This window comes from Polaromonas sp. (genome assembly GCF_031411155.1).
Lineage (GTDB): Bacteria > Pseudomonadota > Gammaproteobacteria > Burkholderiales > Burkholderiaceae_C > Polaromonas.
Genome location: NZ_JANOAL010000158.1, coordinates 1 through 11,628, shown reverse-complemented (window position 1 = coordinate 11,628; position 11,628 = coordinate 1). Strand labels below are relative to the sequence as shown.

Annotated in this window: 13 protein-coding genes; 3 read left to right on the top strand and 10 right to left on the bottom strand. The window is 65.8% G+C overall.

All coding sequences use genetic code 11. The features are described 5' to 3' along the window. Positions 1 to 341 precede the first annotated feature (341 nt). The 3 genes from RMO23_RS10495 to RMO23_RS10485 all read right to left on the bottom strand — a co-directional run bounded on the left by RMO23_RS10495 (position 342) and on the right by RMO23_RS10485 (position 2,170). A complete protein-coding gene (locus tag RMO23_RS10495; RefSeq protein ID WP_309681202.1) occupies positions 342 to 1,361 on the bottom strand; it encodes a class I fructose-bisphosphate aldolase in 1,020 nt (339 codons plus the stop codon). Positions 1,362 to 1,453: 92 nt separating this feature from the next. Continuing rightward, a complete protein-coding gene (locus tag RMO23_RS10490; RefSeq protein WP_309681200.1) occupies positions 1,454 to 1,660 on the bottom strand; it encodes a DUF6494 family protein in 207 nt (68 codons plus the stop codon). A 30-nt stretch (positions 1,661 to 1,690) separates the two neighbouring features. Then, complete coding sequence (locus tag RMO23_RS10485) at positions 1,691 to 2,170, bottom strand: YbaK/EbsC family protein (RefSeq protein WP_309681198.1); 480 nt, start codon at positions 2,168 to 2,170, stop codon at positions 1,691 to 1,693. A gap of 363 nt (positions 2,171 to 2,533) precedes the next feature. Here RMO23_RS10485 and RMO23_RS10480 point away from each other — a divergent pair, with 363 nt between their 5' ends. Beyond that, complete coding sequence (locus RMO23_RS10480; protein ID WP_309681196.1) at positions 2,534 to 4,645, top strand: D-(-)-3-hydroxybutyrate oligomer hydrolase; 2,112 nt, start codon at positions 2,534 to 2,536, stop codon at positions 4,643 to 4,645. 88 nt (positions 4,646 to 4,733) lie between these two features. Here RMO23_RS10480 and RMO23_RS10475 read toward each other — a convergent pair whose 3' ends face one another. From RMO23_RS10475 to RMO23_RS10455, 5 genes are all read right to left on the bottom strand, one after another. Next, entirely contained in the window at positions 4,734 to 5,216 is a 483-nt protein-coding gene (locus tag RMO23_RS10475) for a YbaK/EbsC family protein (RefSeq protein ID WP_309681194.1), read from the bottom strand. 220 nt (positions 5,217 to 5,436) lie between these two features. Then, positions 5,437 to 6,663 carry an MFS transporter gene (locus RMO23_RS10470; RefSeq protein ID WP_309681192.1) on the bottom strand — a complete coding sequence of 409 codons (1,227 nt, stop codon included), beginning with the start codon at positions 6,661 to 6,663 and terminating at the stop codon, positions 5,437 to 5,439. Positions 6,664 to 6,830: 167 nt separating this feature from the next. Next, complete coding sequence (locus RMO23_RS10465) at positions 6,831 to 7,268, bottom strand: ABC transporter substrate-binding protein (RefSeq protein ID WP_309681190.1); 438 nt, start codon at positions 7,266 to 7,268, stop codon at positions 6,831 to 6,833. A 152-nt stretch (positions 7,269 to 7,420) separates the two neighbouring features. After that, positions 7,421 to 7,630 carry a zf-TFIIB domain-containing protein gene (locus tag RMO23_RS10460; RefSeq protein ID WP_405041592.1) on the bottom strand — a complete coding sequence of 70 codons (210 nt, stop codon included), beginning with the start codon at positions 7,628 to 7,630 and terminating at the stop codon, positions 7,421 to 7,423. A gap of 17 nt (positions 7,631 to 7,647) precedes the next feature. After that, positions 7,648 to 8,328 (bottom strand): Bax inhibitor-1/YccA family protein, encoded by a 681-nt coding sequence (locus RMO23_RS10455; protein ID WP_309681188.1) that lies wholly within the window; start codon positions 8,326 to 8,328, stop codon positions 7,648 to 7,650. 126 nt (positions 8,329 to 8,454) lie between these two features. On the opposite strand from RMO23_RS10455, the gene RMO23_RS10450 reads away from it, so the two are divergent. Further along, complete coding sequence (locus RMO23_RS10450; RefSeq protein WP_309681186.1) at positions 8,455 to 9,336, top strand: LysR family transcriptional regulator; 882 nt, start codon at positions 8,455 to 8,457, stop codon at positions 9,334 to 9,336. 21 nt (positions 9,337 to 9,357) lie between these two features. Here RMO23_RS10450 and RMO23_RS10445 read toward each other — a convergent pair whose 3' ends face one another. After that, a complete protein-coding gene (locus RMO23_RS10445; protein ID WP_309681185.1) occupies positions 9,358 to 9,834 on the bottom strand; it encodes a peptidylprolyl isomerase in 477 nt (158 codons plus the stop codon). 98 nt (positions 9,835 to 9,932) lie between these two features. On the opposite strand from RMO23_RS10445, the gene RMO23_RS10440 reads away from it, so the two are divergent. Further along, positions 9,933 to 10,532 (top strand): esterase, encoded by a 600-nt coding sequence (locus tag RMO23_RS10440; protein WP_309681183.1) that lies wholly within the window; start codon positions 9,933 to 9,935, stop codon positions 10,530 to 10,532. Positions 10,533 to 10,956: 424 nt separating this feature from the next. Here the strand turns inward: RMO23_RS10440 and RMO23_RS10435 are convergent. After that, the coding region (locus RMO23_RS10435; protein WP_309681182.1) for an SDR family oxidoreductase at positions 10,957 to 11,628 on the bottom strand (672 nt) is incomplete at its 5' end.

The following is an 11,628-nucleotide window of genomic DNA, read 5'->3' as shown; positions in this document are numbered from 1 at the left end:
TCCAGTTCGACGATGAAGCGGTTGCCCGCATTGCCGAGGCTGGCAATGTCGGTCTGCGTGAGCGCCAGCGAGCGGCGGCGTTGACGGGCCAAACCGCCCAGGTCGACGGCTGATCTGACCAGGCTTTCCGTTAAAGGTTTTAAATTTCCGAGCGGGATGTTTTGAGGTGTCGAGCCCATGGGTGGCCCCAATAATTACCTATCGGTAATTTATCCTGGACGTTCCCTCTTTCACACACGGCCACGCTCCGATTGCCCGTTGCCGTGCGTTTTAAGCATGTCAAGCATTAAATCTGGCTCTAGCCCGATGAACACGGGCGCTGACAGCTATTAAATTGATAGCTATGCCGCTTCCATCGGAGCGCTGTACCGCCCCTGGCAGGCTGCGCTGTTGAGGCGGGCGCGCTTGAGCAGCGCCTGCTGGCTGTCGCGCGCATGGGCGGCCTGCCCCTGCCAGGCCTGCAGGGCTGGCTCCTGCAGCGCCCGCCCGTACGAGAAGCTCAGCTGCCAGGGCTGCGGGCCGAGCCGGTTCATCGCATCGAGATTGGCCGTCGCCTCTTCAGGCGTCTGGCCGCCGGACAGGAAATTGACACTGGGCACCGCGGCGGGCACCGTGCGCCGCAGGACGCGGATCGTTTGTGCCGCCACCTCGGCCGGCCCCGCCTGTTGCGCGTGCGCCTTGCCGGGCAGCACCATGCTCGGTTTCAGCAGCAGGTGCTCGAGCACGACTTTGTGGCCATGCAGCGCGTGGAACACCGCGTGCAGCACCGCCTCGGTGACTTCGGCGCAGCGCGCCAGCGTGTGCTCACCGTCGATCAGCACCTCGGGTTCGACGATCGGCACGATGCCGCACTGCTGGCAGATCGCGGCGTAGCGCGCGAGCGCCTGCGCGTTGGCCTTGAGCGCCAAGCACCCCGGCAGCGTGTCGGAGACGTTGTAGACGGCGCGCCATTTGGCAAAGCGGGCGCCCTGCAGTTTGTAGGCATCGAGGCGCTCCGCGAGTCCGTCCAGGCCCTGCGTGATCTCGTCGCCGGGCGCCCCCGCCAGCGCAATCTTGCCCGCGTCAACCTTGATGCCGGGCACCATGCCCTGTTGCGCGGCCCATTGCGGCAAGGGCGTGCCATCGTCAGTGCACTGGCCCAGCGTTTCCTCATGCAGGATCACGCCGCTGACGAACTCGCCGAGACCCGGCGCCGCCAGCAGCAGACAGCGCCAGGCGCGCCGGTGGTCCTCGCTCGACGCCACGCCTATGGTCTTGAAGCGCTTGGCGATGGTCGGGCCGCTTTCGTCGGCGGCAAGAATGCCCTTGCCCTGTTGCGCCAGCGCCTGCACCGTGGCCTGCAGTTCGCTTTGGATATTCATGACGACCCCCACGCGCGGCACTGCGTGTCGGTGCGGCCCCCCGAGGGGACGTTCGCTGGCTTGAAGCGGTTCGGCGCGGCGTTCATGGGGCGTTACTGCAGGCTGATGTCGCCGTCGAACCTGACCTTGAGCTGCAGCGTCGCGATTTCGAGGGACATGGTCACCGCCAGCGTCTCGGTGCCGGCAATGGCCCCGCTGGCGATGGCCGCCGCGACGGCCTGCTCGATCTCGTGCTGCGACTTGACGCCGACCATCTTCAGAAACTTGCGGATGCTGAGGTTGAATGTCTCTTCGTTCATCAGGGTCTCCCGTGTTCCGTTGCCGCCGCATCAGTGCAGCGGCGTCTTGCAGAAGTGTCCATGCCGCGCCGCGCTCATCAGCTCGTGGAACTGTTCGTGCGACATATGCAGCAGGCGCTGATGATCGCCGGATTCCATGTAGACCCCCTCGCTGGTTTCGAGCTCGTCGTCGACGAGGGTCTCGATGCCCCAGGCCATGCCGACCGCCGGCACCGCGCCGCGATCACAGTCTTCGAACAGCAGCGCGATGCGGTTCTCATCGGACAAGTGCAATGCCTTGCGGCCCAACAGCTGGGACAGATGGCCCAGCATCACGGTCTTGTCGGCCGGCACGACGACCATCACGCAGCCGGTGTCGTCTTCAAGCATCACCGACTTGGCGAGCTGGCGGGGCAAGACCTGCGCCACGCGGGCGGTCTCTGCGCTGCAGCGGCTGGGCCGGTGCGCGTGGATTTCGTAGCGCGTGCCGCGCTGGTCGAGGTAGCTGGACAGACGCGCGGGGATCGGCATGACAGCCTCCTGTGCAAAGCGGCAGGCCATGTTCAGGACAGCGCCACCGATGAAGCCGCCCGAGCCCGCCGATTTCAAAGTATGCGCCGCAGCGCACCGGATCGCAAGTCGCCGGTCCCGGTTGCCTCCATTGACCCGGGCGTACCGGGTAGTCCTGCTTAGGTAGTTGTACGGTATTGAAGCCCTCAGGGTTCCCGTCCATGATGAAAGCAGCCAGGTTGATCCAGACCGGGTGTACTTCGGGCGGTCGACTTTCAGCACGCTGGCGCAGTAAAAATTGCGCAACAGGTGAACTGGCGGCGAGTAGATGTGAGTGCCGAAGTGACGAGTGGATAAATTAATAAATCAACATAAAAGGAAGACATGAAACTCGTAATCGAAAACCGTTTGAAGGTGACCGCGATCGCTGCCGCCGTACTGGTACTCGGCGGCTGCGGCGGTGGCGGCTCCAATGAAAGCAGGAACAGCAAGCCGACCTACCTGGGCACCGTGGTGGCGCTCAACTACGACGGCGCCAGCGACGACCTGCTGACGGCCGGCCTGGGCAAGACTGGCCTGGGCGGGGTTGCGCCGGCAGCCGTGGACCCCTTGAACCCGACGCCCGCCGAGTTGCGCAAGATTGCGATCTTCAACAACTACCGCGCCATTCTGGACATCACGCCCGCCGGCGGCTACGGCTCGCTGTACGGCCCCAATATCAATGCCAAGGGCGTGGACACCGGCGGCGAGGGCAAGATTGCCGGCACCGAGTACATCGCCTATTCGGACGACGGCAGCGGCAAGCAGAACATCACGATGATGGTGCAGGTGCCCGCCAGCTTTGACCCGGCCAATGCCTGCATCGTCACCGGCACCTCGAGCGGTTCGCGCGGCGTCTATGGGGCCATTGGCTCATCGGGCGAGTGGGGCCTGAAAAACAACTGCGCCGTGGCCTACACCGACAAGGGCACGGGCAACGGCATTCATGACCTGCAGGCCAACACCGTCAGCGTGCAAAACGGGGTGCGCACCGACGCCACGGCGGCCGGCAAGGACTCGATTTTTACCGCCATCCTGAGTGCCATCGAGCGCGCGGCCTTCAACACCGCCACGCCGAACCGCTTTGCCGTCAAGCATGCCCATTCGCAGCAAAACTCCGAAAAAGACTGGGGCAAATGGACCTTGCAGTCGGTCGAGTTTGCCTACTTTGTGTTGAATGAAAAGTTTGGCGATGTGGCCAAGGACGGCAGCTCTCGCCTCGTCAGGCTGACGCCTGCCAACACCATCACGATTGCATCGAGCGTGTCCAACGGCGCGGGCGCGGCACTGGCCGCCGCCGAACTCGACACCCAGGGCCTGATCAGCGGCGTGGCCGTGGCCGAGCCGCAGGTGCAGCTGCTGCCCGATGCGCGCCTGAGCGTCAAGCGCGGCAGCAGCACGCTGGCCGGTACCGGCAAGACGCTGTACGACTATTCCACCCTGGCCAATTTGCTGCAGCCCTGCGCGGCGCTGGTGTCGCCCAGCACCAATGTGTTCAACACCGTCAACCCGACGACAGCCAGCAACCGCTGCAGCGCGCTCAAGGCGGCTGGCCTGGTCACCGGCGTCACCACGGCAGAGCATGCCGCCAGCGCCATGGCCAAGCTGGTCGAGGCCGGCTGGCAGCCCGAAAGCAACGACCTGCAGGCCTCGCACTACTCGTTTGCCACGCTGGCGGTCACGCTGACCTACGCCAATGCCTATGGCCGCTTCAGCGTGGCGGACAACCTGTGCGACTACAGTTATGCCGCCACCGGCGTGGCCACGTCGCTGACACCGTTCGCGCCGGTGCCTGCTTCGGCTGCAGCACTGGCGACCTCGTTCGGCACCGGCAACGGCGTGCCGCCCACGGTCGGCATCAACATCGTCAACAACGCCAGCGCTGGCGGGCCGCTGCTGGACGCGGCTTCGGTGTCGGCCGGGGCGGTGCTCGACTACAACGCGGCGGGTGCGCTGTGCCTGCGCGAGCTGGCCATTGGCAGCAGCGCCAACGCGCTGCGGGTGCAAAAAGGCGTTGGCGAGGTGCTGCGCACGGGCAACCTGCAGGGCAAGCCGGCGCTGATCGTGCATGGCCGCGCCGACACCCTGGTGCCGGTGGCGCTGACCTCGCGCCCCTACTTTGGCCGCAACAAGATCGTCGAAGGCGCCAATAGCAAGCTGTCTTACATCGAAGTGGCCAATGCGCAGCACTTTGATGCCTTCCTCGGCTTTCCCGGCTACAGCGCCCGGCTGCTGCCGCTGCACCGCTACTTCATCCAGGCCATGGACATGATGTATGCCAACCTGAAGACCGGCGCGGCCCTGCCGGCCAGCCAGGTGGTGCGCACCGTGCCGCGCGGCCTGACCGGCGCCGTGGCCAACCCGATCACCGCCGCCAACGTGCCGCCGATTCAAACGGCGCCGGCGCTGGCCGACCAGATCACCTTTGCCAATAACGTGGTGACGGTGGCCGACTAACGAGGGTGGCCAGCCCACAGCCGCTGGCTTGACGGCTTGCAAGCCCCATGGCGACGGGTCTCTCCATGGGGCTTTTTTTGATGGGCCCTCAGTGCGTCAAGGCCTTGCAGAACTGGCCGTGCTGCTGCGCGCTCATCAGCGCGTGAAACTGCTCGTGCGACAGGCGCAGCAGGCGTTCGTGATCGCCGCCTTCCATGTACACGACCTCGCTCTCGTCGAGCTCGTCGTCGAAGACGGTTTCAATGCCCCAGGGCATGCCTATGGACGGCACGGCGCCGGGTTCGCAGTCCTTGAACAGCATGGCAATGCGCTCTTCATCGGCCAGGCGCAGCGCCTTGCGGCCCAGCATGCGCTCCAGCGCCTCCACCCGCAAGGCCTTGTCGGCGGGAATCACGGCCATCGTCACGGCGCCCGTGACGTCTTCAAGAATGACCGACTTGGCCAGCTTGCAGGCCATGACGTTGGCGCTGCGGGCGGTCTCGGCACTGGTGCGGCTGTGCGCGTGCGCAAGCACCTCATAGCGCGCACCGCGCTGGTCAAGGTAGCTGGATAGATTCGAGGGAATGGACATGGCAGCCTCCTGGAGTAAATAGACTTTCAGGGGTCGGACGGCGATTCGGCCCCTAGGGGCCGGCCCCAGTGTAGGCCGAACAATTCCGCGTTGCCAGTGGGGTGTTGCTGTCCACCGGGGCAAGGTGCAACAAGTTGTCAGCGCGCCGCGTAGACATGACAAAACAGCCGTCATCCCTTGCATTGAGGGCGCCTTCAGCTATTAAAACAATAGCAACCATTCAAGCCCGCTGGGGCGGCCCCGGCAGCAGCACAAAGGCCAGCGCGCCGGCCGCCAGCAGCGCGGCAATGCTGGCCAGCACCGCCGTGTACGGGTCGGCGCCATGGGCGCTGGCGGCCGAGGCGATGATGCCGGTCAGCCACTGCATGCTGGCCACGCCCATGAACATGGCCATGGTAAAGAGCGCCATGGCGCGCCCCGTCAGGGCCGCCGGGTAGGCGGCGCGCACGTCGGCATACTGCAGGATCAGGTAGCCCGACAGCAGGCCGATGACAATCGGGCCGGCCACATCGACCAGGCTGCTGTGCAGCAGCGCAAACGCCGTGAACAGGCCGGCCAGCAGCAGCGTGAAGCCGACAATCCAGCCACGCCGCTGTGTCGGGCCGGGGTCAAAGCGGCCAAACAGCGCCGGGCCGATCAGCGAGGCCAGCGACATCACCAGCGCCACGTTGCCGCTTTGCACCAGGCTAAAGCCGTGGCGCTGCATCAGCAGCGGCCCCAGCCACAGCCCGCGCAGCGAGATGAACGAGGCATAGCCGACGCTGGCCAGCAGCACAATGCCCCAGCTGTGCGGCAGCAGCAGCAGCGCGCCAAACTTGCCAATCGCCTCGCGCACCGACTCCTTGGGGGCGGCTGACGCGGGCGGCGCGGGCTCGTGCACCAGCCAGAACATCAGCGCCCAGGCCAGTGCCGCCAGGCCGCCCAGCACGGCAAAGCCCATGCGCCAGGAGCTGGCCTCGATCAGCCAGGCCAGCGGCGTGCCGGTCAGCAGCATGCCGATGCCGCCCAGACCCATGGTGAAACCCGACAGCGCGGCAAACTGCCCGGCGGGAAAATGCCGCGCGATGAACACCGTGCAGACCAGAAACGCCGGCGCGCAGCCAATGCCGATCAAGACCTGGCCCAGCACCAGCATGCCGTAGCTGCCGGCCAGCGCCGACACGGCCGAGCCCGCAATCGCCACCGGAAACGCCAGCAGCACGGTGCGGCGCACGCCCTGCAGGTCGATGCCGATGCCCATGAACAGCTGCATCGCGCCAAAGGCAAAGTGAAAGGCGCCGGCAAACAGCCCCAGCTGCTGCGCGCTCAGGCCAAAGTCGGCCTGCAGCGGCGCCGCCATGATGGCCGCCACCGTGCGCCAGGCCTGGCTCAGGCCAAAGCCGCAGGTCAGCGCCAGCAGCATCACCCGGACCGAGTGCTTGGGTTCGCGGGTGGCGCAAGTCTTCATGGCGCTGCCAAGCGTACACCGGCCGGACACCGGCCGTGCACCTTCCGGACAAGCCAGCGCCTGAAGTCCCGGGTTTAAACGCAAAAAAGGCCGCTTGTCCCTGGGGTGCGGCCTTAATTAGCTATTAAAAACGGAGCGAAAACAGCGTGTTGAGCGGGCCGCCGGGTTTACTTTGCCGCTGCGCGGGCGGCCTCGGCCCGGGTCTTGGCTTCGTCGGCCTTGCGCTGCAACTCCTTGGCTTCCTTTTCGGCGGCCTCGGCTTGCCTGGCCTTGGCGTCCTTGTCAGGCGACAGGCCGCCGGCCAGCGCGTTGCCCGCCACGGAGCCGACGACCGCGCCCACGGCCACCGCGCCCATGGTGCCCATCAGGCCCGGGCCTGCGGTGGCGGGCGCCGCTGCAGCCGGGGCTGCTGGGGGCGTTGCCGCCTTCGGCGCGGCGGCCGGGGCTTTGCTCGCGCTGGACGGCGCGGACTTGCCGCCAAAGCCAAGGCGCTTGGCGTGCGCCATGGACGGCGCAAACGCCAGCGAGGCGATGGTCAAGGCAATCACGCTGGCTGCGGTGGTGCGAAGGGAAGTGGAAGTGCGGGAAGTACGGGAAGTGCGCATGGAAATGTCCTGAAGGAAAAAATGATCAAGGTGAAGAAAGGGCTGTGGCGGGCTGCCGCAATCGCAGGGGTCAGGGGTTGAGGCGCTCAGTCGAAGATCTCGCTGAGCCAGGATTTTTTCTGCGCTGGCCGTGGCCCTGCGCGTGGCGCGAGTCAAAGTCGGAATCCGCAAAGTCGGGCCGGCGCGCGGGCTGCTGGTAAGCCGGGTTGGGGCGCGGCTGCCGTGGCAGCGCTTTTTTCAATCAGCTTGTCCAGCTCGCCACGGTCCAGCCAGACGCCGCGGCACTGCGGGCAGTAGTCGATCTCGACGCCCTGGCGCTCGCTCATGACCAGGGCGGTCTCAATGCAATGGGGGCATTTCATGGGTTTTTTCCTTTCGGTCAGTCGTTGCTGCCGCCAAAGCCAAACAGGCTCAGCAGGCTGGTGAAGAGGTTGAACAGCGAGACAAACAGGCTTACGGTGGCCATGACGTAGTTGGTTTCGCCGCCGTTGACGATGCGGCTGGTCTCGAACAGGATCAGGCCGGCCGACAGCAAAGCCACCATGGCCGACACCGCCAGGCCGAGCGCGGGCAGCTGGAAGAACATCGCGCCCAGGCCGGCCAGCAGCGCAATCACCATGCCGGCGAACAGGAATCCGCCCATGAAGCTGAAGTCGCGCCGGGTCGCCAGCACCCAGCCCGACAGGGCCAGGAAGGTCGCGCCCGTGGCGCCCAGCGCCAGCGCAATGGTCTGCGCGCCGCCGGGCATCGCCAGGTGGGCAGACAGGATGGGGCCCAGCGTGTAGCCCATGAAGCCGGTCAGCGCAAACACCGCCGGAATCGCCGCGCCACTGTTTTGCACCTTGTGGATGAGAAACAGCAGGCCGAAATAGCCGACCAGTGTCACGATGAGTCCGGGCGAGGGCAGGCGCAGCGCCACGGCTGCGGCCGCCACGCCGGCGCTGAACAGCAGCGTCATCGACAGCAGCGCGTAGGTGTTGCGCAGCACCTTGTGGGTGGCCAGCAGGCCGCCGCGCCCGGCGGGCAGCGTAGCGGTGGAATGAACAAGAGAGCGATCCATGATTTGACCTTTCGTGAGGATGGCAGAGGAAAACCCCAGGCCAGGGCTAAAGATAAGGCTTTTTATGCATCGGAAAAAGAAGACAATCATTGAATTTAATTCCTGTAAATACTGAATATATTGACCATGAGCCTGGCCTTCAACTACCGGCACCTCTACTACTTCTGGGTCGTGGCCAAGGAAGGCGGCATGTCACGCGCCGCCGCACGGCTGGACATGGCGGTGCAAACCGTGAGCGCGCAGGTGCGCGAGCTGGAGCGCGATCTGGGCTGCCAGCTGCTCAAACCTGCCGGGCGCGGCCTGGCGCTGACGGAAGCCGGCGTGGCCGCGCTGCAGCAGGCCGAGCAGATCTTTCAGCTCGGCCAGACGCTGCCGGCGCAGGTGCGCGCCGCCACCCAGCGGCCGTCGGTGCGGCTGGCCGTGGGCATTGCCGACGGGCTGCCCAAGCTCGAAGTACAGCGGCTGCTGCAGCCGGTGCTGGGCGTGCCCGACCTGCGCCTGGTCTGCGATGAGGGCGAGATGGCCGACTTGCTGGCCGACCTGGTCGTGCACAAGCTCGACGTGGTGCTGACCGATCATCCCGCGCCGTTCAACGCGCAGCTGAAGGTGCACAGCCACCCGCTGGGTACGTCTGAAATGGCCTGGTACGCCTCGCCGCACTGGTGGGCGCAGGCGCAGCAGGGCTTTCCGGCTTCCCTGCAGCAGGTGCCGGTGCTGCTGCCCACCCCGCACTCGGTGGTGCGCGGCCCCATCGACCGCTGGCTGGCCCAGCAGGGGCTGCGCCCGCGCGTGGCGGGCGAGTTTGAGGACAGCGCGCTGCTGGAAACCTTTGGGGCAACCGGCCTGGGCGTGTTTCCGGCGGCGCTGGCGTCGCAGGACGACTTGCTCAAGCGCAGCCAGGTCAGGCTGATCGGCGCCTGCGAAGGCGTGCAGGAGCACTACTACGCCATCAGCACGGAGCGCAAGGTGGCGCATCCGCTGGTGCAGCTGCTGCTGCATCGAGGCTAGAACCCGCTGGCCGCGGGCAGATCAGTGGTGATGGCCGTGTTCGCCGTGCACGTGGCGATGGGCGATTTCTTCGTCGGAGGCGGCGCGCACCGCGGTGACCTTCAGGGTAAAGCGCAGGTCCTTGCCGGCCAGCGGGTGGTTGCCGTCCAGCAGCACGGTGTCGCCCTTGATCTTCATCACGTTGAACACCTGCTCGCGGCCCTCGTTGTCGCGGCCTTCGAGCTGGCCGCCGACCTTGACGCCGGGCGGAAACTGCGACTTGGGGAGGCTGCGCAGCAGGCTTTCGTCGCGCAGGCCAAAGGCGTCGGCCGCCTGCAGATTGAGCGTGGTCTGGTAGCCCGGCAGCTGGCCCTCCAGCGCTTCCTCGATCTTGGGCAGGGTGTTGCCGTAGCCGCCATGCAGGTAGACCATGGGCCCGGTGCTTTCTTCAACCAGCCGGCCCTGGGCGTCGGCCACCTTGAACTGCAGGGTGACGGCGGTGTTTTTTTCGATTTTCATGCGGTGCTTTCCATGGGTATGAGTGAAATGCCCGGCGGCTGCAAAGCGGCTGGCGGCGATGCAGAATCTTAGCAACGATGACGACAACAGGAGCGCCCATGAATCTTGCTGACACCGAAACCATAGAGCTGCTGCCCGCCAGCGGCTCGCCCCGGCCGCTGTTTGTGCTGCTGCACGACGCAGGCGGCACTGCCGCCGACATGCTGGCGCTGGGCCAGTTGCTGGGCGACGCCTTTGCCGAATCGGCCGTGCTGATTCCCGAGGGCCTGATGCGGGCCGATGGCTTGCCCGCGCTGGTGGCCTGGCTGCGCGCGCAGCAGCAGCGTTTTGGCGTGCTGCAGCCCGACACCGCGCTGGCCGGCTTTGGCGCCGGGGCCGACCTGGCGCTGGCGCTGAGCGATGCGCACGACGGCCTGGTGGGCCGGGTGCTGGCCTTTGGCGCGACCTACCCGGCGCTGCCCGGCAGTTTCAAGACGGCGCCGGCGCTGACCCTGCTGCACCTGCTGCACGGGCACAACGACAAGCGGGCACCGGTCGGCCGGGCGCGCGAAGGCTTTGAGCGCCTGATGGCGCTGGGCGCCGATGCCACGCTGGACCTGGCCCGGTCGGTCGGCCACGAGCTGCACCCGGCGCTGATGGAGCAGGCCGTGACGCGGCTGCAAACCTGTGTGCCGCTGCGCCACTGGCGGGCGGTCTGAGGGTTGCAGGAGCGCGGAGCCGGCGCCAGGCGCCTTTTTTTGCGGTTTTAGAGGTGTTTTTGGCCGCTAGCCCATACAGTACATGCGTAGTAAGCTATCAAAATGATAGCTACCAAAGCCCGCTCCAGCCCGCCGCGTGACTGGCAGGGCAGCCCACTTTGGCGGTTGGACAAATGTGACAAGCGCGAGTGCGTTCCACGCTCGGTGAGCCAGCTGTCAAAGGGCTTGCCCCAAACCCTCAGCCTTTGGCTGCAAGTACTCCGTCAGTCCCTGAAAACCACATCACTTCAATAAAGTCACCACTGATAACCAGATCCTCATCGTGCAATGCGGCCAGGAGGGCTGCCGAGTTGCAAGAAGGATGCCGTGAGAGTCGTGAATGGCGTGGTCGTCTTTCTGACGGGGTGAGCTGGATGTTCCGGGCTCAGTTGGACTGGGGAAGGTAGACCGGGCGCGGCGCCGTCAGGCCTTGCCTGACCTGCTGGGTCAGCGCATCGGCCAACACTTCATCGACACCCGCCTCAAGCCCGTCGAGCGCGCGCTGGACGATCTCCTCGGCGCTGCTCTTGGGGACATCGAAACCCTGCGTGAGATCGGTGTCCACGTAGGCCATGTGCAGGCCCAGTACCTGTGTCTTTTGCCCCGCCAGCTCATGGCGCAGTGCGTTGGTCAGCGACCACGCGGCCGACTTGCTGGCCGAATAGGCCGCCAACTCACCGCCGTTGACCCACGACGCAACCGACAACACATTGAGCAGTGCACCTCCGCCGTTGGCTTTAAGCACCGGCGCGAAGGCCTTGCTCATGGCCAGCATGCCAAAGAAGTTGGTCTCAAAAATGCGACGCGCAACCGCTTCGCTGTCCTGCATGAGAAACCCGCCGGCTTGGGCAATGCCGGCGTTATTGATCACCAGCGTCACGTCCGCAGCCTGCCCGGCGGCGACATTGATCTCCTCGGGCTTGGTCACATCGAGCTGCAAAGCCTGAACACCTGACAAAGTGACAGTGGAATGATTTCGCGCGGCAGCGTAGACCTTGCGGGCGCCACGGGCGAGCAACTCGCGTGCAAAGGCCAAGCCGATTCCGCGGTTGGCACC